Genomic DNA, 23,825 nt, shown 5'->3' with positions numbered 1-23,825 from the left:
GGGAGCGACGCGGCCTCGCTATCGAAGGGCACTCGAGGGTGGGGTCGGCGCTGCCCGGCACGCCGCGCGGTCGCACCGCCCAGCGAGCGGGCGCATCGCCGAGCAAGTTGCCAACCCGCGCTCGGCGATTGTTGCCGACATGTAACGGTTTCTGCCTGGATGCGGTCACAGGGGTGGACCGCGCCTATCGTCGGGGGTATATCCCGTGCTCCCGACACCGGCGTGTCTTCACCGCCGTCGATCGTGAGCGCGTACCCGTCACCCAGGAGGAAACATGTCGAGACGACGTTGGGGAGTCGGCGCGATCGCGCTGGTATCCGCCGTCACGCTCACGCTTGCCGGTTGCTCGGCCGGCGGCGACAGCGACACGGGCGGGGGCTCCAACGCCTCCGCGATCATCACAACGAACGGCACCGAGCCGCAGAACCCGCTGGTCACGTTCGGCACCACCGAGACCGGTGGTGGCCGCATCCTCACCTCGATCTACGCAGGTCTCGTGAGCTACCAGGCCGACGGCACCATCCAGAACGAGGTCGCCTCCTCGATCGAGAGCGATGACAACGTCGTCTGGACGATCACCGTCGCCGATGGCTGGACGTTCAGCAACGGCGAAGAGATCACGGCGCAGACCTTCGTCGACACCTGGACCGCCGGTGCGCAGGACGTCGACGGCGCGTACTGGTTCTACACGATCGAGGGCGCGTCGGACGACGGAAGCACGGCGCCCACGGGCCTCGCCGTCGTCGACGACATGACGTTCACCGTCACGCTCAAGGCACCCGACGCCGACTTCCCGCTGCGTCTGGGCTACACGGCCTACATGCCGCTTCCGTCGGTGGCGTTCGACGACCTCGCCGCGTTCGGGGAGAGCCCCATCGGCAACGGCCCCTACATGCTCGAGGACGAGAGCGCCTGGCGCCACAACGAGGGCATCAACCTCGTTCCGAACCCGGACTACAACGGTGTGCGCGAGGTCGCGAACGACGGCCTGAACATCGTGTTCTACACCTCGCTGGAGTCCGCGTACGCGGACGCGCAGGGTGGCAACCTCGATGTGCTCGACACGGTGCCCGACACCGCGTTCGCGACGTACGAGACCGACTTCCCGGAGCGCTCGGTCAACCAGCCCGCCGCGATCTACCAGGGCTTCAACGTCCCCTTCTACCTGCCGGGCTTCGGCAACGACGAAGAGGGACAGCTGCGTCGCGCGGCGATCTCGATGGCGATCAACCGCGAGGAGATCACCGACACGATCTTCCAGGGCACCCGCACGCCGGCCACGGACTTCACGTCGCCGGTCGTCGAGGGCTGGAGCGACAGCCTGCCCGGCGCGGAGGTCCTCGAGTACAACCCCGAGGAGGCGCAGGCCAAGTGGGCCGAGGCCGAGGCGATCAACGCCTACACCGGTCCGTTCACGCTCGCCTACAACTCCGACGGTGGCCACCAGGCCTGGGTCGACGCGGTCGCGAACAGCATCTCGAACACCCTCGGCATCGAGGCGAGCGGTCTTCCGTTCCCGACGTTCGCCGCGGCGCTCGACCTGCGTACCACCGGCACCCTCACCGGCGCCACGCGTGCCGGATGGCAGGCGGACTACCCGTCGCAGGGCAACTTCCTGTCGGCGCAGTACAGCACCGGCGGCAGCTCGAACTACGAGGGGTACACCAACCCCGAGTTCGACGCGCTGCTCACCGAGGCCGCATCCGCTCCGTCCGTCGAGGACGCGGCCGGTCTCTACGAGCAGGCCCAGGAGATCCTGATGCGTGACCTGCCCAGCGTTCCGCTGTGGTACCAGAACGCGGTGGGCGTCTGGGGCGAGGGCGTCGACAACGTCGTCTTCGGCTGGGACTCGGTGCCGCTGTACAACCAGGTGACCAAGGGCTGAGTTCGGCTTCCGACGATCATCGAGTACGGTGTCCGGGGCGCGTTGCGTCCCGGACACCGTGCTGATCGGCGCCCCCGCCCCACCGCCACCCGTACCCATTTAGGAACTATTCGTCGATGCTCTGGTTCATCGGTCGACGGCTGCTGCAGCTGATCCCCGTCTTCTTCGGGGCGACCCTTCTCATCTACGCCCTCGTCTTCCTCCTGCCGGGAGACCCGATCGCCGCCCTCTACGGCGATCGCCAGCCCTCGCCCGCGGTGATCGAGTCGGTTCGCGCGCAGTACAACCTCGACAAGCCCTTCATCGTCCAGTACTTCCTCTACATCGGAGCGCTGCTGCAGGGTGACTGGGGCACGACCTTCTCCGGTCGCCCGGTCATCGACGTCATGGCGCAGGCATTCCCGATCACACTCCGCCTCGCAGTTCTCGCGCTCGCGATCGAGGCCGTGTTCGGCATCGTCATCGGCCTCATCGCCGGCCTGCGCAAGGGCAAGCTCTTCGACGCCAGCGCCCTCGTCGTGAGTCTGCTGCTGATCTCGGTGCCCACCTTCGTCATCGGCTTCGTGCTCCAATACCTCCTGGGCATCAGACTGGGCTGGTTCCGCACGACCGTGAGCGCGGGGGCGCCGTGGGACGAGCTGCTCCTGCCGGCCATCGTGCTTGCGACGGTCTCCTTCGCCTACATCGTCCGGCTCACCCGCTCGTCGGTCGCCGAGAACCTCTCCGCGGACTTCGTGCGCACCGCCACCGCGAAGGGTCTCAGCCGCCCCCGCGTCGTCACCGTCCACGTGCTCCGCAACTCGCTCGTCCCCGTCGTGACGTACCTGGGTGTCGACCTCGGTTCGCTCATGGTGGGTGCGATCGTCACCGAGAGCATCTTCAACATCAACGGTGTCGGCGGCACGATCTATCGCGCCATCACGATCGGAGAGGGACCCACGGTCGTGTCCTTCGTCGCCATCATGGTGATCATCATCATGCTGGCGAACCTGCTCGTCGACCTTCTCTACGCCTGGCTCGACCCGAGGATCCGCTATGCCAAGTAATCTCCGCCGGAATCAGGACCACTTCGTCGCTCCCGAAGAGGAGACGCCCCTCCAGGCGATCGACGCCGTCGCCACCGACGACAAGCCCCGGACGGTCTGGAGCGACGCGTGGCAGTCGATGCGCCGGCGGCCCATGTTCTGGGTCTCGGCCGTCCTCATCGTGCTCATCCTCGTCGTCGCGATGTTCCCCGGGTTGTTCTCGCCCGTCTCGCCGACCGCCAACTGCCTGCTCGCCAACAGCAACGGCGGTCCGGCCGCAGGACACCCGTTCGGCTTCACCCGTCAGGGATGCGACGTCTACGCGCGTGTGATCTACGGGACGCAGTCGTCGATCCTGGTCGGTGTCGTGGCGACGGTCATGGTCGCGATCTTCGGATCGATCGTCGGAGCCCTCGCCGGCTACTACGGCGGCATCCTCGACGCGATCCTCTCGCGCGTGGCGGACATCTTCTTCGCCATCCCCACCGTTCTCGGCGCGATCGTCTTCATGTCGGTGGTGCCCGAGCGGACCCCCCTGGTGGTGGCCCTCGTGATCGCCGTCTTCGCCTGGCCCCAGATCGCCCGCATCATGCGCGGCGCGGTGCTGTCGGCCAAGCAGGCAGACTACGTCGTGGCGTCCATCGCACTCGGGGTTTCGCGCTGGCGCGTCCTGCTGCGTCATGTCCTGCCGAACGCGATCGCGCCGGTGATCGCCGTCGCGACCGTCTCGCTCGGAACCTTCATCGTCGCCGAGGCGACCCTGTCGTTCCTGGGCATCGGGCTGCCGCCGACGGTGATGAGCTGGGGCAACGACATCAACGCCGCCCGACAGTCGCTGACCACCAGCCCGATGGTCCTGATCTACCCCGCCGCCGCGCTGTCGGTGACGGTCCTGTCCTTCCTCATGCTGGGCGACGTCGTGCGCGACGCCCTCGACCCGAAGGAGCGTGCGCGCCGATGAGCGACACCACGTCCTCCGAAGCCACGCCGCTCCTGGACATCCGCAACCTCCACGTCGGCTTCCAGACGAAGGCGGGACTCGTTCCGGCGGTGCGGGGCGTCGACCTGACGATCTACCCGCGACAGTCGGTCGCGATCGTCGGGGAGTCGGGTTCGGGCAAGTCGACCACTGCTCAGGCGATCATCCGGCTGCTGCCGGGAACGGGACGCGTGACGGACGGCCAGATCATGTTCGAGGGCCGCGACCTGGCCGCCCTCTCGAACCGCGAGTTGCAGGCCGTGCGCGGCGCGCAGATCGGGTACGTGCCGCAGGACCCGATGTCGAACCTCAACCCCGTGCTGACCGTCGGCTTCCAGGTGCGCGAGGCGGTGCGCTCCAACCGCAGCGCGACGGGTCGTGCCGGCGTCCGCGACCGTGCGGTCGAGGTGCTCACCGAGGCCGGTCTGCCCGACGCCGAGGATCGGATGCGGCAGTATCCGCATCAGTTCTCCGGCGGGATGCGGCAGCGTGCGCTGATCGGCATCGGCCTGTCGGCCCGTCCGAAGCTCCTCATCGCCGACGAGCCGACCTCGGCTCTCGACGTGACCGTGCAGCGTCAGATCCTCGATCACCTCGGCACCCTCACCTCGGACTTCGGCACCTCGGTGCTCTTCATCACCCACGACCTCGGGCTCGCCGCGGAGCGGGCCGAGCACCTGGTCGTGATGTACCGCGGTCGGGTGGTCGAGTCCGGCCCGTCGCAGGAGATCCTCGCCGACCCGAAGCACCCCTACACGAAGCGTCTCGTCTCGGCGGCGCCGAGCCTCGCTTCGCGGCGCATCCAGGCGGTGCGTCACCACGAGGACGCCGACGTCTTCGGTGCGGGCGAGAAGTTCCTCGCCCGCGCCGAGGAGCGCGAGGCGGAGGCCGAGGTCGTCGCCGCTCAGCCCGACTTCATCGACATCCGCAACGCGCGTCGCGTCTACAAGGTGCGCACCGGCGGACTGTCGTCGAAGGAGATCGTCGCGGTCGACGATGTCAGCATCCAGGTCGCGAAGGGCACGACCACGGCGATCGTGGGCGAGTCGGGATCGGGCAAGTCGACGCTGGCCAAGCTCTTCCTGCAGCTCGAGCAGCTGACGTCGGGGGAGATCCGATTCGACGGCAAGAAGCTCGGCGGTCTCAATCGAGCCGAAGAGCTCGCGTTCCGGCGCCGTGTGCAGCCCGTGTTCCAGGATCCCTACGGCACGCTCGACCCGCAGTACAGCGTCGGCGACACCATCTCCGAGCCCATGCGCGTGCACAAGTTCGGCAGCCAGAAGGAGCGCTCTGCACGCGTGCGCGAGCTGCTCGATCAGGTCTCGCTGCCCGCCGCCGCCAAGGACCGGTATCCCAGCGAGCTCTCCGGCGGTCAGCGTCAGCGCGTCGCCATCGCCCGGGCCCTCGCGCTCAAGCCGGATGTTCTCGTGCTCGACGAAGCCGTGTCGGCGCTCGACGTGCTCGTGCAGGGGCAGATCCTCACACTCCTCACCGAGCTGCAGACCGAACTGGATCTGACGTACCTGTTCATCACGCACGACCTCGCGGTCGTGCGTCTGGTGGCCGACAACGTGTCGGTCATGCGACGGGGCCGGCTGGTCGAGTCGGCGACGACCGACGAGGTCTTCGATCACTCCACCGAGGACTACACCCGCGAGTTGCTCGCGGCGATCCCCGGCGCGGGCTTCCAGTTCGGCGTCTGACCCGCGTGCCGGGATGAGGAAGACCTACCGTCCGGCATCGGCGGTCGTCGCGGTCGCCGGCTTCGGCATCCTCGGCGTGTTCCTGCTCGTCGACGTCTTCGTCCGGGGCGGGGCGCTCCAGGGCTTCTTGATCGCGCCCTGGGTGCTCCTCGCCCTGTGGGTCATGTACGCGCTCCTGTATGCGCCCTTCGTCTCCATCGACGATCGGGCCATCGTGATCGCGAATCCGTTCCGCGTGACGCGGGTGCCCTGGTCGGCGGTGTCGGACGTGAGGCTGCGCTGGCAGGTCACCGTCGACACGACGGAGGGGCGTTCGTTCTCCGCCTTCGGGGGTCCCTCACCGGGCCGACCGGCGCGCGTGCCCCGTGGCGCCCGCACGATCGAGGCCCACGACGCGCCGCGCGGGCCGGCAGCGGTGCGCGAGGTGGACGAGATCCGCGAGCGCTGGCGCGAGAACGCCGACCGGCCCGGGGAGAGCCGGGTCACGACGATCTGGAACCGCGCCGTCCTGATCCCGCTCGCGGTCATCGCCGTGTACGCCGTCGTGGCGGTCGTCGTCGGCGGGTGACCCTCCGCGCACCGGCCCCTGACGAAGTGCTCACCCATCGCGTCCGACGGTGAGCAGGCCGTGCGCCGGGGGCGGCACGGGGAGGACACATTTTGCTAACGAACTCGTTTCACGCAACACGATCGAAACGAACGCACGCAAGGGTAGTTCTCATCTGAGCCCGGCGACCAGGTCGGCGGGCGGGGAACGGAAAGGTCTTCCGTCACCCGGATCATCAAGAGAACAGGAGTGGGAATGCGTTTCACACGTATCTCCATGGCGGCCGCGAGCGCCGCAGCACTGGCGCTCGTCGTCGCCGGCTGCGCGCCGGCGGACGGCGGCGACCAGGAGGAGACCTCGACGAGCCAGTCGATCTCGGTTTCGGTCGGCCCGAACGACTTCATCAGCTACAACGGGTTCACCCCCGAGACGTACTCGACGTACAACTCGGCGATCGTGGACCGGCTCCTCGCGGGCTTCAGCTACTTCGACGAGGTCGGCGCCATCCAGCCGAACGCCGACCTGGGCTCGTACGAGCTGATCTCGGAAGACCCCATGGTCGTCGAGTACACCATCGCCGATGACGCCGAGTGGTCCGACGGCACCCCCATCACGGTCGCCGACGCCGTCCTCGCGTGGGGCGTGCAGAACGCGAACCTGACCAGCGGCGAAGGCCCGCTGTTCAACTCCGTCTCGCAGGATCTGGGCGACACCGTCCCCGAGGGCCCGCAGGGCGACGCCGAGGGCAAGTCGTTCACGGTCGAGTTCGCCGCGCCCGATCCCGACTGGCAGATCCAGACCTGGATGCTCAGCCCGGCGCACGTGGTCGCCGAGCAGGGCGGCATGTCGACCGAGGAGCTCGTCGACGCGATCCGCGGCGGCGACGCCGAGGCGCTCGCCACGGCCGCCGAGTTCTGGAACACGGGGTGGAACACCGCTCCCGGCACCTTGCCGGACGAGGCGCTGATCCCCAGCTCCGGCCCGTACGTGCTCTCCTCGTGGGAGGCCGGCCAGTCGGTGACCCTCAAGCGCAACGAGAGCTACTACGGTGAGCCGGCCGCCAACGACGAGCTCGTCATCCGCTTCGTGGAGCAGGACGCGATGGTCCAGGCCCTGCAGAACGGTGACCTCGATGTCATCGCCCCGCAGCCGACGGTCGACACGGTCTCGCAGATCGAAGAGCTCGGTGACGCAGCTCAGCTGCTGACCGGCCAGACCCTCACGTGGGAGCACCTCGACTTCAACTTCACGGGCAACGCGTCGCTCGCGAACAGCCTCGAGCTGCGCCAGGCGTTCGCGATGTGCGTCCCGCGCCAGCAGATCGTCGACAACCTCATCAAGCCCGTGAGCTCGGACGCCGAGGTCATGAACGCGCGTGAGGTGTTCCCCTTCCAGGAGAACTACGACGAGGTCGTCTCGGCGGCCTACGACGGCCGGTACGACGAGGTCGACGTCGAGGGCGCCAAGGCTCTCGTCGACGCGGCCGGTGCAGCCGGCACCGTCGTGCGCATCGGATACTCCGCCCCGAACCCCCGCCGCGCTGACGAGGTCGCACTGATCAAGTCCTCGTGCGACCAGGCCGGTTTCGAGATCCAGGACGTCGGCAACGCCGACTTCTTCCAGCCCGGCGGTACGCAGGAGCGCGGCGACTACGACGTCGCACTCTTCGCCTGGGCCGGTTCCGGCCAGATCACCTCCGGCCAGAACATCTACGCCACCGACAAGCCGCAGAACTACGGCGGATACTCCAACCCGGTCGTCGACCAGGCTTGGGAGACCCTCGCCACGAGCCTCGACGAGTCGGTGCACCTCGAGCAGACGAAGATCATCGAGAAGCAGCTCTGGGACGATCTGTTCGGCATCCCGGTGTTCGCTCACCCCGGTGTCGACGCCGCCGCTGCCGCCATTGAGAACGCTCAGCACTCCGTGGGCCAGAGCGGCATCATGTGGAACGCCGAGAAGTGGTCGCGCGCAGAATAAACGTATTCTGTCTCTGACACGACCAGAGTGTGGGCCGTCGCTGCGGTGACGGCCCACACTCCCGTGAGGGGCACACGTGTGCCCCGCGTACGACCAAGGGACCTCGACTTCCGTGCTGAAATTCATCATCCGCCGTCTGGCGGCCGCGGTGGGCATCATGCTCGCCGCATCCCTCCTGATGTACGTCCTCACGATCAATTCCGGCGACCCGCTCGCGGACCTGCGCGAGAGCAATGCGGATAACCGCGAGCAGCTGATCGCCCGACGTACCGAATACATGAACCTGGACCAGCCGTGGTTCCAGCGCTACCTCGGCTGGCTCCTCGGGGCGAGCAAGTGCCTCATCGGCCAGTGCGATCTCGGACTCACCCGCCAGGGCGTCGAGGTCACCACGCTGGTCGGGCAGGCTGCGGCCTCGACGCTCAGGCTCGTTCTGCTGGCCACGATCCTCGCGCTGATCATCGGCATCGCGATCGGCATCATCACCGCGATCCGTCAGTACTCCGGCCTGGACTACGCGGTCACGTTCCTCACGTTCCTCTTCTTCTCCCTGCCGGTCTTCTGGGCCGCGGTGCTGTTCAAGGAGTACCTCGCGATCGGATACAACGACTGGATCCGTGATCCCCAGCTGACACCGGCGCAGATCATCGTGATCGCCGTCGTGCTCGGCGTGGTGGTCCAGGTGCTGGGGGGCGGTTCGCTCAAGCGGCGCGTCATCACCTTCGCCGTCGCGGCCGGCTTCGTGGGGGCAGCGCTGCCCCTCATGCTGGCGACCGATGCGTTCCGCGAGCCGCGTCTGACGATCGTTGGCGTCGCGGTGCTCACGGTCCTGCTCGCGCTGAGCGGCACGGTGGCCTCCGTCGGACTCCACAACCGCCGTGTCCTCGTGATCGGTCTGGCCTCGGCCGGGCTCGTCGTGGTGATGCACCTGGCGTTGACCAACGTGTTCATCTACTACATGAACTGGGGTGTCCTCGCCGCCGGCGCGGTGCTGGCCATCGTCGTACCGTTCCTCATCGGCCGGTTCTTCGGCGGGCGCTTCAAGGGGCCGGCGACGGTCGTGGCATTCGTGACGATCTTCGGCGGCGCTCTGCTGACCGTCGTCGACGCGCTCTTCCGGGTCTGGCCGTCGTTCCTGGATCGCAAGCCGCGTCCGATCTCCACCATCGGTGCGCAGACGCCGAACTTCGACGGGACGTTCTGGCAGACCTTCCTCGACATCGGCACGCAGATGCTGCTTCCGACGCTGCTGCTCACGGTGATCTCGCTGGCGTCCTACAGCCGGTACACCCGGACCTCCATGCTGGAGGTCGGCAACCAGGACTTCATCCGCACCGCGCGGGCCAAGGGCGTCCCCGAGCGCCTGGTGATCTTCCGTCACGCCTTCCGCAACGCCCTCATCCCCATCGCGACGATCGCCGCGTTCGACTTCGCCGGCCTCATCGGCGGCGCCGTCATCACCGAGCGCGTCTTCGGCTGGAAGGGTATGGGCGAGCTGTTCGCGAGCGGACTCAGCCAGGTCGACCCGAACCCCGTGATGGCCTTCTTCCTCGTGACCGGCCTCGCCGCGATCGTCTTCAACATGTTGGCGGACATCTTCTACGCCGTCATCGACCCGAGGATCCGAGTATGACGAACCCGAACGACAACGTTCCGACGACCACGTCGGTCCTCTCGGTCGCCGAGGCCGAGGACGCGGCACTGGCCAAGAGCACGGCCGCGCCGCGGTCGCAGGCCCGTATCGTCTGGGGACGCTTCTTGCGGCACCGGGCGGCGACGGTCTCGGCGGTGATCCTGATCTTCCTCACGCTGCTGAGCTTCACCTCGGTCGGCTTCTTCGGCATCCCCGGCTGGTGGCCGCACGACTATCGCGCGGCGGGAGACGTCGTCGACGGCGGCATCCCGACCCTGAGTCTCATCCCGGAGTGGCTCGGGGGAGACGGCATCCGGATCGGCGAGCACCCCTTCGGACAGGAGAACACCGGAAAGGACTACTTCGCGCTCACGATGATGGGGACGCAGCGCTCGATCCTCCTGGGTCTCGTGCTGGGCATCTCGTCCACCGCGATCGGCAGCATCATCGGCGCGGTCGCGGGCTACTACCGCGGCTGGGTCGACTCGGTGCTCATGCGTCTGACCGATCTGTTCATCGTCATCCCGCTGCTCGCCCTGGCCGCCGTCGTCGGACAGATCGCGGGCAACATCGGAAAGAACCCGATCATCCTGGCGTTCCTGCTTTCGTTGCTGACCTGGACCGGACTCGCACGTCTGGTCCGCGGCGAGGTCCTCTCGCTCCGCGAGCGCGACTTCGTCCTCGCCGCCCGCGCCTCGGGCGCCGGGGGTGCTCGCATCATCTTCCGGCACCTGATGCCGAACGTGGTCGGAGTCATCGCCGTTAACGCGACGTTCGCCATCGCGGGCGCCATCCTGCTCGAGAGCTCGCTGTCGTTTCTCGGGTTCGGCGTTCAGCCGCCCGAGACGTCCCTCGGTCTGCTCATCAGCCAGTACCAGGGCAGCTTCACCAGCAGGCCGTGGCTGTTCTGGTGGCCGGGCATGATGATCCTCGCGATCGCGCTCTCCATCAACTTCCTGGGCGACGGCATCCGCGACGCGTACGACCCGCGTCAGTCCCGGAGCGTCCGTCGCGAGATCAAGAGGAGGAACCGCGCATGAGCGTCACTGCCACGCGTACCGCATTGAAGTTCACCGACCTCGCTGTCACCTTCCTCACCGGCTCGGGGGACGTGAACGCGGTGAAGGGGATCTCGCTCGAGGTCCGTCCCGGCGAGGTCGTGGCCGTCGTGGGTGAATCGGGGTCCGGCAAGTCGGTGACCTCGCTCGCCGCGATGGGGCTCCTCGCCGAGAACGCGATCACCAGCGGTTCCATCACGGTCGGTGAGACCGAGGTGATCGGGCTGCCGAACGAGCGCATGCGCAAACTCCGCGCCAGCGAGATCGCGATGATCTTCCAGGAGCCGATGACGGCGCTGAACCCGGTCCTCACGATCGAACGCCAGCTGACCGAGATCTTCGAGCTCCACGACGTCGCGTACGGCGACGATGCGCGCGAACGGTCCGTCGAGCTCCTCCGGGTGGTCGGCATCCCCGAGCCGGAACGGCGGATCAAGCAGTACCCGCACCAGTTCTCGGGCGGCCAGCGCCAGCGCATCGTCATCGCGATGGCGATCGCGCTCGACCCGAAGGTGATCATCGCCGACGAGCCGACCACAGCCCTCGACGTGACCGTCCAGGCCGAGATCCTCGACCTCCTCCGTCGCCTGAAGGATCACCGCGACGCCGGCATCCTCCTGATCACCCACAACATGGGGGTCGTGGCCGACATCGCCGACCGGGTGGCGGTGATGTACCGTGGCGACCTCGTCGAGGTCGGGACCGTCGACGACGTCCTCACGCGCCCGCAGCACCCGTACACGAAGAAGCTCCTCGCGGCGGTGCCCCGGCTCGACCCGGAGTTCACCTCGCGAGCCGCGGGCGGCACCTCGCGCGACATCGTGCTCGAGGCGCAGGGGCTCGTGCTCGAATACGCCGGGCGGGGCAAGACCTTCCGCGCGGTCGAGGACGTGTCGTTCGATCTCGCCGCGGGTGAGGTCCTCGGCATCGTGGGCGAGTCCGGCTCGGGTAAGTCGACGATCGCGCGTTCCGTCCTCGGCCTGATGCCGGTGGCGGGTGGGACGCTCACCCTCGGTGGACAGGACCTCGCCAAGCTCCGGGGGCGCAAGGCCAAGAACGTGCGTCGCGACATCGGCGTCGTCTTCCAGGACCCCGCCGCATCTCTCGATCCGCGGTTCCCGATCGGCGATTGCATCATCGAGCCGATGGCCATCCACCGGGTCGGCACGAAGGCGGAGCGGCTCGACCGTGCGCGGGAGCTGCTCGACGCGGTCCGGCTGCCGCGCGATGTGCTCGAGCGCTATCCGCACGAGCTCTCGGGCGGTCAGCGTCAGCGCGTCTCGATCGCCCGCGCGCTCACCCTGCGCCCGAAGCTCTTCGTCGCCGATGAACCCACCTCCGCACTCGACGTGTCGGTCCAGGCGGCCGTCCTCGACATGCTGCGTGAGCTCCAGCAGACGTACGCGTTCGCGTGCATCCTGGTCAGCCACGATCTCGCCGTCGTCGATCAGCTCTCGGACCACGTGCTCGTCCTCAAGTCCGGGCGCACCGTCGAGCAGGGACCGACATCGCAGGTCCTGCTGCAGCCGCGCGAGGCGTACACCCGCGAGTTGCTCGCGGCGTCGCCGGTGCCCGATCCCGTCGAACAGCGTCGCCGCCGCGAGGAGCGTCGAGCGGCTCTCGACGCCTCCTGAGGCCCCGCTCGGCCTGCTCCGCAGGCGCCCCGCAACCGTGCAGGGCGCCTGCGGTAAACTGGACTGCCGGCATCCCGGCGTTTCCCCTTCATCCTGAGGACCCCCTTCATGGCGCACGCCCTTCGTCCTGACCTCCGCAACGTCGCGATCGTCGCGCACGTCGACCACGGCAAGACGACGCTCGTCGACGCCATGCTCCGCCAGACCGGCTCCTTCGGCTCTCACGAGCACATGGAGGAGCGCGCGATGGACTCGAACGATCTCGAGCGCGAGAAGGGCATCACGATCCTCGCGAAGAACACCGCGATCACCTACAACGGACTGCACTCCGACGTTCCGGTCACCATCAACGTCATCGACACCCCCGGTCACGCCGACTTCGGCGGCGAGGTCGAGCGCGGCCTGTCGATGGTCGACGGCGTGGTGCTCCTCGTCGACGCCTCCGAGGGCCCGCTGCCGCAGACGCGCTTCGTCCTGCGCAAGGCGCTCGAGGCGAAGCTGCCCGTCATCCTCCTGGTGAACAAGACCGACCGTCCGGACGCCCGTATCGCCGAGGTCGAGGAGGAGGCGCACGACCTGCTGCTGGGTCTCGCCTCCGACCTCGTCGACGACGTGCCCGACCTGGATGTCGACGCGCTTCTCGACGTTCCCGTCGTGTACGCGTCCGGTCGCGCCGGCGCGGCGTCGCTGAACCGCCCCGGCAACGGCTCCCTCCCCGACAACGACGACCTCGAGCCGCTCTTCGGCGCGATCCTCGAGCACGTCCCGGCCCCCTCCTACGACGACGAGGCACCGCTGCAGGCCTGGGTCACCAACCTCGACTCCTCGCCGTTCCTCGGCCGCCTCGCCCTCCTGCGGGTGTTCAACGGCACGCTGAAGAAGGGGCAGACGGTGGCGTGGGTGCGCGCCGACGGAACCACCAGCAACGCCCGGGTGACCGAGCTCCTCAAGACCCGCGCGCTCGAGCGCTACCCCGCTGAGGACGCCGGCCCCGGCGACATCGTCGCCATCGCCGGCTTCGCCGACATCACCATCGGTGAGACGATCGCCGACCCCGAGGACGTGCGGCCGCTGCCGGCGATCACGGTCGACGATCCCGCCATCTCGATGACGATCGGCACCAACACCTCGCCGCTCATGGGCAAGGTCAAGGGCCACAAGCTCACCGCACGCATGGTCAAGGACCGCCTCGACCGAGAGCTCATCGGCAACGTCTCGCTCAAGGTCGTCGACATCGGGCGCCCGGACGCGTGGGAGGTGCAGGGCCGCGGTGAGCTGGCGCTGGCGATCCTCGTCGAGAACATGCGCCGCGAGGGCTTCGAGCTCACCGTCGGCAAGCCCCAGGTGGTCACCCGCCGCGGCGAGGACGGCAAGCTGAAGGAGCCGTTCGAGCACCTGACGATCGACTCGCCGGAAGAGCATCTCGGCGCGATCACTCAGCTGATGGCCGCCCGAAAGGGCCGGATGGACAACATGACCAACCACGGCACCGGCTGGGTTCGCATGGAGTTCGTCGTCCCCTCGCGCGGCCTGATCGGCTTCCGCAGCGAGTTCCTCACGATCACGCGCGGAACCGGTATCGCCAACGCGATCTCCCACGGCTACGACGACTGGGCGGGCTCGATCACGACCCGCCAGAACGGCTCGATCGTCGCCGACCGCACCGGGGTCGTGACGCCGTTCGCGATGATCGCCCTGCAGGAGCGCATGAGCTTCTTCGTCCAGCCCACCGAAGAGGTCTACGAGGGCATGGTCATCGGCGAGAACTCGCGAGCCGACGACATGGACGTCAACATCACCAAGGAGAAGAAGCTGACGAACATGCGCTCGTCGACCTCGGACTCCTTCGAGTCGATGACGCCGCCGCGCGTGCTCACCCTCGAGGAGTCGCTCGAGTTCGCTCGCGACGACGAATGCGTCGAGGTCACCCCCGAGAAGGTGCGCATCCGCAAGGTCGTGCTCGACGCGACCGAGCGCGGCCGCGCGACGGCTCGCGCCAAGCGCCAGGACGCAAGCGTCTGACCCCACCCTCCCGCGACGACCCCGGACCGCCCCGCGGCACCGGGGTCGTCGCCGTCTGCGCCCGTGTCAGCCGCGCAGGATCCGCGACATCTGCGTGCCGCGGGCGACCTCGTCGACGAGCTTGTCGAGATAGCGGATGCGCTGCATCAGCGGATCGTCGATCTCCTCGACGCGGATCCCGCAGATGACGCCCGTGATCTGCGTCGCGGCCGGGTTGAGGCGCGCGGCGGCGAAGAAGTCCTCGAACGTCGTCCCGGCCGCGAGGTGCGCGTCGAGCTCGGCCTGGGTGTATCCGGTCAGCCAGCGTGTCACCTCGTCGACGTCTGCACGCGTGCGCCCCTTCCGCTCCGCCTTCGCGACGTAGTGGACGTACACCGAGGCGACACTCGCCGTGAACACGCGACTCATGCGGCCAGGGTATCGGCGGAGCCCGCTGCGGATCGATAGCATCGGAGCGATGGACCAGGATGCCGCGGCGCGGCGCGCGTGGCGTGACGGCGTGGGCGTCGCCGTCGCCACCAGCGCCTACGGCGTCTCGTTCGGCGCCCTCGGGGTCGCCGCGGGTCTCGACGTGTGGCAGACCTGCGTGCTGAGTCTGCTGATGTTCACCGGCGGGTCGCAGTTCGCGTTCGTCGGCGTCATCGCGACCGGCGGATGGGGTGCGTTGCCCGCGGCGGTCGCGTCGGCCGCGCTGCTGGGCGTGAGGAACGTCGCCTACGGCCTGCGCATGGCGCCGGTGGTGGGGGGCAGCATCCGGCGTCGCCTCGCCGCGATCCCGTTCACGATCGACGAGTCCACCGCGGTGGCGCTCGCACAGTCCGAGCCGCGCGCCCGCCGTGTCGGGTTCTGGGTGACCGGTGTGGGGATCTACCTCGGCTGGAACCTGTTCACCCTGGTGGGGGCGCTCCTCGGCGACGTGCTGGGTGACCCGCGGGCCTGGGGTCTGGATGCCGCAGCGGCCGCAGCCTTCCTCGCGTTGCTGTGGCCCCGGCTCCGGCGCGGCGAGGCGGTCGTCGTCGGTGTCGCGGCCGGGGCGGTGGCGGCCGTCGCCACACCCGTCACGATGCCGGGGATCCCGGTGCTGATCGCCGCGGTCGTCGCCATCGCCGTGGCCGCGGCGACGCCTGTTCGTGGGACGCGCGACGGAAGCGACGCCCCGCAAGCGGGGGAGACGACGCGGTGACGCCCTGGAGCGGCATCCTGCTCGCGGCGATCCTGTGCGTCGCGCTCAAGGCCGTCGGATACCTCCTTCCACCGAGCTGGTTCGACGGGCCGCGCGCGCAGCGCATCATCGATCAGCTGACGGTGGCGCTGCTGTCGGCGCTCGTGGTCGTGCAGACCCTCGGCGCCGGCGCCGCGGTCGTCCTCGACGCGCGCGTGCCTGCGGTCGTCGCGGCCGCGGTGCTGCTCGCGCTGCGGGCCCCCTTCCTCGTGGTGGTGGCTGTGGCGGCGCTCGTGGCCGCGCTGCTCCGGGCCTGGGGATGGGCCGCCTAGACTGTTGCGGTGATCCAGACCTGGCCCCGCATCGCAGGGTGGGCGGTGGCCGCGGTCGCGGGCGTCGTCTACGGAGTGGCCGGCACGATCGGGCAGGCGTACTCGTGGGGTGCGGTGCCGGTCGGGCTCATCGTCGCGGTCCTCGGCATCACCGGACTCGTGGCCGGCCTGCGGCTGCTGACCGGCGATCGGTGGACCGCGCTGGCCTGCGGACTGGGTGCGCTCGTCGCGACGATCGTCTTCTCAGGGCGCGGTCCCGGCGGATCGGTGGTCGTCCCGGCGCCTCCCGAGGGCGAGCTCAGCACCGGTCTCATCTGGACCTTCGCCCTCCCGATCGTCGTTGCGATCGTGGTCGGCTGGCCCGCGTTGCCGACGGCCCGCCGCCCCGACACGAACTAGACTCGACGCGTGACTTATGTGATCGCTCTCCCGTGCGTGGACGTGAAGGACCGCGCGTGCATCGACGAGTGCCCCGTGGACTGCATCTACGAGGGCGAGCGCTCGCTCTACATCCACCCCGACGAGTGCGTCGACTGCGGTGCGTGCGAACCGGTCTGCCCGGTCGAGGCGATCTACTACGAAGACGACCTGCCCGATGAGTGGCAGGACTACTACACGGCCAACGTCGAGTTCTTCGATGACCTGGGCTCACCCGGGGGCGCCGCGAAGATCGGTGTCATCGCGAAGGATCACCCTGTCGTGGCCGCCCTGCCGCCGCAGGGGGAGGGGCATTGAGCGTCCGCGACCTCGCGGACTACCCCTGGGACGCGGTCGCGCCCTGTGCGGCCACTGCTCGGCGGCACATCGACGGCATCGTCGATCTGTCGATCGGTTCACCGGTCGACCCGACCCCGGAGGTCGTCGCGCAGGCGCTGCGCGAGTCGACGGACGCGCATGCCTATCCCCAGACGGTGGGCACCCCGCTGCTGCGCGAGGCGATCGTGGCCTGGTACGCGCGGCGACGCGGGGTGGAGGGCCTCGGCCCCGATAATGTGCTCCCGACGATCGGCTCGAAGGAGCTCGTCGCGCTGCTGCCGCTCCTGCTCGGACTCGGCCCCGGCGACATCGTCGTGCACCCGCGCGCGGCGTACCCCACCTACGAGGTCGGCGCGCGTCTGGTGGGTGCCGACGCCATCGCGGCCGACGACCCGGAGCAGTTCCCTGACGGCACACGCCTCATCTGGGTCAACTCGCCCGGCAACCCCGACGGTCGTGTGCTCGATGTCGCGGCGCTCCGCGCCGTCGTCGCCCGCGGCCGCGAGCTCGGCGCCGTCGTCGTCTCGGACGAGTGCTACGCGGAGCTGGGCTGGGACGGACCGTGGGCGCGGGAGCCGGTGCCGAGCGTGCTCGATCCTCGCGTGTGCGACGGCGATCTGGAGGGGCTCCTGTCGGTGTACTCGCTGAGCAAGCAGTCGAACCTCGCCGGCTATCGCGCTGCGTTCCTCGCCGGCGACCCCGCGATCGTCGCGCGGCTGCTGACCGCGCGCAAGCACCTCGGCCTCATGCTGCCTCTGCCCGTGCAGCACGCCATGGTCGCAGCGCTCGGCGACGATGACCATGTCACGCGCCAGAAGGAGTTGTACCGACGGCGGCGCGACGTGCTCCTCCCCGCCCTGCGCGGCGCGGGCTTTCGCGTCGACCACAGCGAGGCGGGCCTGTACCTGTGGGCGACGACCGGTCGCGACGCGTGGGAGACGATGGGCTGGTTGGCCGAGCGCGGCATCCTCGCCGGTCCCGGTCATTTCTACGGGGATCACTTCCCGCAGCACGTCCGGTTCTCGTTGACGGCGCCGTTCGAGCGCATCGAAGCCGCCGCGGCTCGGCTCGCCGCTTCGTAGGTTTCCCCCTACCGATCCGGCGATCCTTTGGCGTCGTCCGGAGTAGGCCCGGATGCCCGATAGGCTGTAATGACCGCACCGGACGATCGCAAGGAGGCTTCGTGAACGACACGGGCACCCCGCAGAAGGCCACCGTCACCGTCGGTGACCGCACCGCGGAACTGCCGGTGCTGACAGGGACCGCTGGAGTTCCGAGCGTCGATTTCTCGACGTTCACCAAGCAGACGGGGCACACGAGCCTCGACTACGGCTTCGTGAACACCGCAGCAACGCGCTCCGCCATCACCTACATCGATGGCGACCAGGGCATCCTGCGGTACCGCGGTTACCCCATCGAGCAGATCGCGAAGCACTCCACCTACCTCGAGGTCGCGTGGCTCCTGCTGTACGGCGACCTGCCGACCGCCGACGAGCTCGCCGACTTCGACGACCGCATCCGGCGTCACACGCTCCTGCACGAGGACCTCAAGCGCTTCTTCTCGTCGCTGCCGCACACCGCCCACCCGATGTCGGTGCTCTCGGCGGCCACCGCGGCTCTGTCGACGTATTACGAGGACCAGTCCGACCCGAACAACCCCGAGCACGTGGAGCTGAACACGATCCGGCTGCTGGCGAAGCTTCCGGTCATCGCGGCCTACGCCCACAAGAAGAGCGTCGGCCAGGCCTTCCTGTACCCCGACAATTCGCTGAGCTTCGTCGACAACTTCCTGCGGCTCAACTTCGGTGTGCACGCCGAGGACTATCAGGTGAACCCGGTGGTCTCGCGCGCGCTCGAGCGGCTGCTCATCCTCCACGAGGATCACGAGCAGAACGCGTCCACCTCCACGGTCCGCCTGGTCGGCTCGACCGGGGCGAACCAGTTCTCATCGATCTCCGCGGGCATCAACGCGCTCTACGGCCCGCTCCACGGCGGTGCGAACGAGGCCGTGCTCGACATGTTGGCGCGCATCCGTGATTCCGGCGAGAGCGTCGAGCGGTTCGTCGAGCGGGTCAAGAACAAGGAGGACGGTGTCAAGCTCATGGGCTTCGGACACCGCGTCTACAAGAACTACGACCCGCGCGCCAAGCTGGTCAAGGAGTCGGCCGACGAGGTGCTCACCGAGCTCGGTGTCGTCGATCCGCTGCTCGACCTCGCGAAGGAGCTCGAGGAGATCGCTCTGAGCGACGACTACTTCCGCGAGCGACGCCTGTATCCCAATGTCGACTTCTACACCGGCGTGATCTACAAGGCGATGGGCTTCCCCACGCGGATGTTCACGCCGCTGTTCGCAATCGGTCGCCTTCCCGGGTGGCTCGCGCACTGGCGTGAGATGCAGAACGACCCGCAGACGAAGATCGGTCGTCCGCAGCAGCTGTACGTGGGCTCGCCCGAACGCGACTACCCGGTCTCCTGATCCGGCCGGTCCTGAGCGGGCCGGTCTGCTGATCGGGCGTCAGCCGTCGCCGAGCGTGGCGGCGTGGTCGGGGACGTATCCGTCCGGACGCTGCGGCGGGCGGTCGTAGCCGCCCGACTCGGGACGTGAGGGGATCTCGATCTCGGGACGCTCGACGACCTCGTAGGGGATCTGCTGCAGCAGATGGTGGATCATGTTGATACGCCCGCGGCGCTTGTCCTCGTTGTCGACCTCGTGCCAGCGCGCCTCGGGGATGTCGGTGTGGACGAACATGGTGTCCTTCGCCCGGGAGTAGTCCTCCCACTTCGTGATCGACAGCACGTCGTTCGGCGAGAGCTTCCATCGGCGCATCGGATCTTCGTTGCGCGAGCGGAAGCGCTCCTCCTGCTCGACGTCCGAGACGCTGAACCAGTACTTCAGCAACAGGATGCCGTCCTCCACCAGCATCCGCTCGAAGATCGGCGCCTGGTGGAGGAAGCGGTGGTATTCGTCGTTCGTGCAGTAGCCCATGACCCGCTCCACGCCGGCGCGGTTGTACCACGAGCGGTCCATCAGCACGATCTCGCCGGCGGCGGGCAGATGCGCCACGTACCGCTGGAAGTACCATTGCGAGCGCTCGCGCTCCGTCGGGGCGGGCAGCGCGACGATCCGTGCGACGCGGGGGTTGAGGTACTCGGTGACGCGCTTGATCGTCGAGCCCTTGCCGGCCGCGTCGCGCCCTTCGAAGATGACGACGATGCGCGCACCGGTGCTCTGCACCCAGGCCTGCATGTCGACCAGCTGCGCCTGCAGGCGCTTCAGCTCGGCTCGGTACAGCTTCTTCGGCACGCGTTCGGCCATCGGGCCACCTCCTGCGGGCGAGCTTACGCCTCTCGTGCGAGGCGGCATCTGCGCAGTAGTGTGAGGGCGACAGGCCGTTGACCCCGGGGAGTCCCACCATGTGGATGCAGACGACCGACCCGCTCGGATCGCTCGTCGTCTCGGCGCTGGTGGCCGCGATCCCGATCGTCGTCTTCCTCGTCGCTCTCGTCGGCCTCCGCCTGAGCGGCATCCGTGCTGGCCTGATCGCACTCGTCGCGCAGATCGCTGTCGCGGCCCTCGGTTTCGGCATGCCCGTGTCGGCGATGGCGGGGGCGGGGCTGCTCGGCCTGCTCACGGCGCTCTGGCCCATCGCCTACATCATCGTCATGGCCGTGTGGCTCTACAAGCTCGCCGTCGCGAGCGGACGCTTCGATGTGATCCGCTCGTCCATCGGCGGCATCTCACGCGACCAGCGCATCCAGGTGCTGTTGATCAGCTTCTCGTTCGGTGCGTTCCTCGAGGGGGCCGCCGGGTTCGGCGTGCCGATCGCGATCTGCGCAGCGCTTCTGGTGCAGTTGGGCTTCCGCCCGGTCAAGGCGGCCATGATCTCCCTCGTGGCCAATGCGGGAGCGGGGGCCTACGGGGCGATCGGCATCCCCGTGATCGTCGGCGCGCAGGTGAGCGGGCTCGAGGTGCACGAACTGTCGCGCGCGCTGGTGCTCGTGCTGCAGCCGTTGACGCTGCTGATCCCCTTCTTGCTGGTGGTGATCCTCGACGGTCTGCGGGGCCTGCGCGAGACCTGGCCGGCGACACTGCTGCTGACGGTCGTCTTCAGCGGGGTGCAGGCGGGGGTGTTGTGGTTCCTCGGGCCGGAGCTCGCCGACCTCAGCTCAGGGCTGGCGGGAATGGTCGCCCTGTTCCTTCTCGGACGCATCTGGCAGCCGCGTCGTATCCACCGCGAACCGGGAGCCCCCGAGCCGGAGGAGCGCCGGATCGGCCTCGGCGAGGTCGTGGCGGCGTGGAGTCCGTTCTACATCCTCACGGCGGTGATCCTGGTCTGGAGCCTGCCGCCGTTCAAAGCGCTGTTCGCCGCCGGTGGTCCGCTCGCCGCGCTGGCACCCGTGCTGCCGATGCCCGGTCTGACCGGCAGCATCCTGACTCCGTCCGGCGACGTCGTCACCGCGGCCTGGAGCTTCACCCCGATCAACGCCACGGGGACGGCCATCCTGCTGGCGGTGCTGGTGTCGTTCTGGACGACGCCGCAGCTGCGCGCCGCCGATCTCGTGGGCACGCTGCGCGCGACGATCCGCGAGCTCTGGCCCGCGCTCGTCCTGATCGCGATCATCCTCGTTCTCGCGAACATCGCGAACCACTCGGGCGGGTCCGCGTCGATGGGTGCCGCGCTGGCTGCGGTCGGTCCGCTCTTCCCGGTGCTCGCTCCGATCATCGGCTGGATCGGGGTGTTCCTCACGGGGTCGGTGGTCAACAACAACACGCTGTTCGCGCCGCTCCAGGTCGCCACGGCCGAGCGCCTCGCGGTGGATCCCGCCCTGCTCGTCGGCGCGAACACCGCCGGCGGCACCGCGGCCAAGGTCATCTCGCCGCAGTCGATAGCGATCGCGGCGGGGGCGGTCGGCTTGGCCGGTCGCGAGTCCGAGATCCTCCGAGCCTCGATCTGGTACAGCGTCGGGATACTGGCCTTCCTCTGCGCGTGGAGCGGCTTGCTCTCGATCGTGCTCGCCGCGTGAGCGGCCCCGCGCTCAGGCGTGCAGCGCCTCGTTCAGCGTCACGCCCGCACCCGCGCGACGGACGGCCTCGACCGCGCCCGTGAGGGAGTTGCGGCGGAACAGTATGCCGTCGCGGCCGGAGAGCTCTGCCCCCTTGACGGTCGGGCGTGCTCCGGACGCAGTCGGCGCTTCGTCGGCGAGCACGATCTTCGATCCCGCGGTCACGTACAAGCCCGCCTCGACGACGCAGTCGTCGCCGAGGGAGATGCCGATGCCGGCGTTCGCTCCCAGCAGGGTGCGGCGTCCGATCGAGACGCGGTGGCTGCCGCCACCCGAGAGCGTGCCCATGATCGATGCGCCGCCGCCGATGTCGCTGCCGTCCCCGACCACGACCCCCTGCGAGATGCGGCCCTCGACCATGGAAGCCCCCAGCGTGCCGGCATTGAAGTTGACGAAGCCTTCGTGCATGACGGTGGTGCCGGATGCGAGGTGTGCGCCCAAGCGCACCCGCGAGGCGTCGGCGATGCGGACGCCCGACGGGGTGACGTAGTCGAGGAGTCGCGGGAACTTGTCGAGACCGTGCACCTGGACGCCCTCGCGCTGCAGCAGCGGACGCCGGCGCGTTGCCTCGTCGGGGTGCATGGGGCCGGCGGTCGTCCAGGCGACGATGGGCAGGTGTCCGAAGACGCCGTCGAGATTGATGGTGTTCGGTGCCGCGAGACGGTGCGACAGCAGGTGCAGACGCAGGTACGCGTCCGAGGTGGAGGCGGGGGCGGTGTCGAGATCGATCGTCACCGAGACGGCCTCGACCGACACGCCGCGTCGCTCGTCGTCCGCCGCGAGCGGCGCCCACGTGGCCATCGCAGCGGCGATGTCGCCCGCCGTGGGCGTTCCCGGCGCAGGCTCCGGGAACCAGGTGTCGAGTGTCGTGCCGTCGCTGCTGGAGGTCGCGAGTCCCACGCCCCATGCCCACCGTTCGCTCATGCCCTCCAGGCTATCGGTGCGCCGCCCGTCGATAGACTCGCGGCATGCCCGAGCTCGATCTCTCCGTCTCCAGTGCCGATCTGACCCGAGCGATCTGCGACATCCCGAGCGTGTCGGACGACGAGACGACTCTCGCCGACGCGATCTTCGGCGCGGTCTCGGCACTGCCCCACCTCGAGGTGTTCCGCGACGGCGACACGATCGTCGCGCGCACGCGCCTGGGCCGGGCGCAGCGCGTCGTCATCGCCGGACACATCGACACCGTTCCGGTCAACGCGAATCTGCCCGTCCGCGAGATCGTCGAAGACGGCGACACACTGCTCTGGGGGAGGGGCACCGTCGACATGAAGGCGGGTGTCGCGGTGCAGCTGAAGCTCGCGGGCGAGCTGGTCGACCCCCGGGTCGACATCACCTGGATGTGGTACGACCACGAAGAGGTCGCCGCCGAGCTGAACGGTCTGACACGGTTGGCGGCGACCCGACCCGACCTCTTCGACGGGGACTTCGCCATCCTGGGTGAGCCCTCGAACGGTGCGGTCGAGGGCGGGTGCAACGGCAATCTGCGCGTGCTCGTGCGCACCCGCGGTGTCCGGGCGCACAGCGCACGCGCGTGGATCGGCGAGAACGCCATCCACGGCGCCGCGGCGATCCTGCAGCGGCTCGCCGAGCACACGCCCGCCGACGTCGAGGTGGAGGGGCTGGTCTACCGCGAGGGTCTCAACGCCGTACGGATCTCGGGCGGCGTCGCCGGCAACGTCATCCCGGACCTGTGCGAGGTGGAGGTGAACTACCGTTTCGCCCCCAGCCGCAGCACGGATGAGGCCGTCGCGATCGTCACACGGTTCTTCGAGGGATTCGAGGTCGAGGTCGTCGATCTGGCCGGGGGAGCGCGTCCCGGTCTCGATGCACCTCTGGCGCGGGAGTTCGTCGCCGCGGTGGGCGCGGAGCCGCGTCCGAAGTACGGCTGGACCGATGTCGCCCGTTTCTCGGCCCTCGGCGTGCCGGCCGTCAACTACGGGCCGGGCGACCCGTCACTCGCGCACCACGACGAGGAGCGCGTCCCGGTGGCGCAGATCGAGGCGGTCGAACGCGGCCTGCGGGCATGGCTCTCCGCCCCGTGA

Annotated in this window: 21 protein-coding genes; 18 read left to right on the top strand and 3 right to left on the bottom strand. The window is 68.8% G+C overall.

Annotated features, from left to right (window positions below):
• Positions 1–274 precede the first annotated feature (274 nt).
• The 10 genes from HW566_RS01600 (at position 275) to typA (ending at position 14,466) form a co-directional block, all read left to right on the top strand.
• A complete protein-coding gene (locus HW566_RS01600) occupies positions 275–1,885 on the top strand; it encodes a peptide ABC transporter substrate-binding protein (protein WP_178009815.1) in 1,611 nt (536 codons plus the stop codon).
• Between the two features lie 116 nt (positions 1,886–2,001).
• On the top strand, positions 2,002–2,931 hold the full coding sequence (locus HW566_RS01595) for an ABC transporter permease (RefSeq protein WP_178009814.1): 930 nt from the start codon (positions 2,002–2,004) through the stop codon (positions 2,929–2,931).
• Positions 2,921–3,871, top strand: a complete 951-nt coding sequence (locus HW566_RS01590) for an ABC transporter permease (RefSeq protein WP_178009812.1) — start codon at positions 2,921–2,923, stop codon at positions 3,869–3,871. The genes HW566_RS01595 and HW566_RS01590 overlap by 11 nt, the downstream gene beginning before the upstream one ends.
• Positions 3,868–5,592 carry a dipeptide ABC transporter ATP-binding protein gene (locus tag HW566_RS01585; RefSeq protein WP_178009810.1) on the top strand — a complete coding sequence of 575 codons (1,725 nt, stop codon included), beginning with the start codon at positions 3,868–3,870 and terminating at the stop codon, positions 5,590–5,592. Before HW566_RS01590 ends, HW566_RS01585 begins: the two co-directional genes overlap by 4 nt.
• Before the next feature lie 13 nt (positions 5,593–5,605).
• Positions 5,606–6,160, top strand: coding sequence for a PH domain-containing protein (locus tag HW566_RS01580; RefSeq protein ID WP_178009809.1), 555 nt, complete (start codon positions 5,606–5,608; stop codon positions 6,158–6,160).
• 234 nt (positions 6,161–6,394) lie between these two features.
• On the top strand, positions 6,395–8,119 hold the full coding sequence (locus HW566_RS01575; RefSeq protein WP_178009807.1) for an ABC transporter substrate-binding protein: 1,725 nt from the start codon (positions 6,395–6,397) through the stop codon (positions 8,117–8,119).
• A gap of 112 nt (positions 8,120–8,231) precedes the next feature.
• Positions 8,232–9,752, top strand: coding sequence for an ABC transporter permease (locus tag HW566_RS01570; RefSeq protein ID WP_178009805.1), 1,521 nt, complete (start codon positions 8,232–8,234; stop codon positions 9,750–9,752).
• Positions 9,749–10,792, top strand: coding sequence for an ABC transporter permease (locus tag HW566_RS01565; protein WP_178009803.1), 1,044 nt, complete (start codon positions 9,749–9,751; stop codon positions 10,790–10,792). Before HW566_RS01570 ends, HW566_RS01565 begins: the two co-directional genes overlap by 4 nt.
• Positions 10,789–12,444 carry an ABC transporter ATP-binding protein gene (locus HW566_RS01560; RefSeq protein ID WP_178009801.1) on the top strand — a complete coding sequence of 552 codons (1,656 nt, stop codon included), beginning with the start codon at positions 10,789–10,791 and terminating at the stop codon, positions 12,442–12,444. Before HW566_RS01565 ends, HW566_RS01560 begins: the two co-directional genes overlap by 4 nt.
• A gap of 108 nt (positions 12,445–12,552) precedes the next feature.
• Complete coding sequence (gene typA, locus HW566_RS01555) at positions 12,553–14,466, top strand: translational GTPase TypA (protein WP_178009799.1); 1,914 nt, start codon at positions 12,553–12,555, stop codon at positions 14,464–14,466.
• Positions 14,467–14,532: 66 nt separating this feature from the next.
• On the opposite strand, the gene HW566_RS01550 is transcribed toward typA, so the two are convergent.
• Positions 14,533–14,874 (bottom strand): DUF2200 domain-containing protein, encoded by a 342-nt coding sequence (locus HW566_RS01550; RefSeq protein WP_178009797.1) that lies wholly within the window; start codon positions 14,872–14,874, stop codon positions 14,533–14,535.
• A 49-nt stretch (positions 14,875–14,923) separates the two neighbouring features.
• On the opposite strand from HW566_RS01550, the gene HW566_RS01545 reads away from it, so the two are divergent.
• From HW566_RS01545 to HW566_RS01520, 6 genes are all read left to right on the top strand, one after another.
• Positions 14,924–15,649, top strand: coding sequence for an AzlC family ABC transporter permease (locus tag HW566_RS01545; protein ID WP_178009795.1), 726 nt, complete (start codon positions 14,924–14,926; stop codon positions 15,647–15,649).
• Positions 15,646–15,960 carry an AzlD domain-containing protein gene (locus tag HW566_RS01540; RefSeq protein ID WP_178009794.1) on the top strand — a complete coding sequence of 105 codons (315 nt, stop codon included), beginning with the start codon at positions 15,646–15,648 and terminating at the stop codon, positions 15,958–15,960. Before HW566_RS01545 ends, HW566_RS01540 begins: the two co-directional genes overlap by 4 nt.
• A 9-nt stretch (positions 15,961–15,969) precedes the next feature.
• Positions 15,970–16,359 (top strand): DUF6113 family protein, encoded by a 390-nt coding sequence (locus HW566_RS01535; RefSeq protein WP_178009792.1) that lies wholly within the window; start codon positions 15,970–15,972, stop codon positions 16,357–16,359.
• Positions 16,360–16,368: 9 nt separating this feature from the next.
• Entirely contained in the window at positions 16,369–16,695 is a 327-nt protein-coding gene (fdxA, locus tag HW566_RS01530) for a ferredoxin (protein ID WP_178009791.1), read from the top strand.
• The gene (dapC, locus tag HW566_RS01525) at positions 16,692–17,798 is read left to right on the top strand and encodes a succinyldiaminopimelate transaminase (protein WP_178009789.1); all 1,107 of its coding nucleotides are present in this window, start codon (positions 16,692–16,694) and stop codon (positions 17,796–17,798) included. Before fdxA ends, dapC begins: the two co-directional genes overlap by 4 nt.
• A gap of 101 nt (positions 17,799–17,899) precedes the next feature.
• Positions 17,900–19,192, top strand: a complete 1,293-nt coding sequence (locus HW566_RS01520) for a citrate synthase (RefSeq protein ID WP_178009787.1) — start codon at positions 17,900–17,902, stop codon at positions 19,190–19,192.
• A 39-nt stretch (positions 19,193–19,231) separates the two neighbouring features.
• Here HW566_RS01520 and ppk2 read toward each other — a convergent pair whose 3' ends face one another.
• On the bottom strand, positions 19,232–20,032 hold the full coding sequence (ppk2, locus tag HW566_RS01515) for a polyphosphate kinase 2 (protein WP_178009785.1): 801 nt from the start codon (positions 20,030–20,032) through the stop codon (positions 19,232–19,234).
• A 98-nt stretch (positions 20,033–20,130) separates the two neighbouring features.
• Here ppk2 and HW566_RS01510 point away from each other — a divergent pair, with 98 nt between their 5' ends.
• Positions 20,131–21,741 carry an L-lactate permease gene (locus tag HW566_RS01510; RefSeq protein WP_178009783.1) on the top strand — a complete coding sequence of 537 codons (1,611 nt, stop codon included), beginning with the start codon at positions 20,131–20,133 and terminating at the stop codon, positions 21,739–21,741.
• Positions 21,742–21,753: 12 nt separating this feature from the next.
• On the opposite strand, the gene dapD is transcribed toward HW566_RS01510, so the two are convergent.
• Positions 21,754–22,704 (bottom strand): 2,3,4,5-tetrahydropyridine-2,6-dicarboxylate N-succinyltransferase, encoded by a 951-nt coding sequence (dapD, locus tag HW566_RS01505; RefSeq protein ID WP_178009781.1) that lies wholly within the window; start codon positions 22,702–22,704, stop codon positions 21,754–21,756.
• Between the two features lie 44 nt (positions 22,705–22,748).
• On the opposite strand from dapD, the gene dapE reads away from it, so the two are divergent.
• The gene (gene dapE / locus HW566_RS01500; protein ID WP_178009779.1) at positions 22,749–23,825 is read left to right on the top strand and encodes a succinyl-diaminopimelate desuccinylase; all 1,077 of its coding nucleotides are present in this window, start codon (positions 22,749–22,751) and stop codon (positions 23,823–23,825) included.

Source organism: Microbacterium oleivorans, assembly GCF_013389665.1.
GTDB lineage: Bacteria > Actinomycetota > Actinomycetes > Actinomycetales > Microbacteriaceae > Microbacterium > Microbacterium oleivorans_C.
Note: the sequence above shows the minus strand (reverse complement) of the source record. Positions and strands in the feature narration are given on the sequence as shown.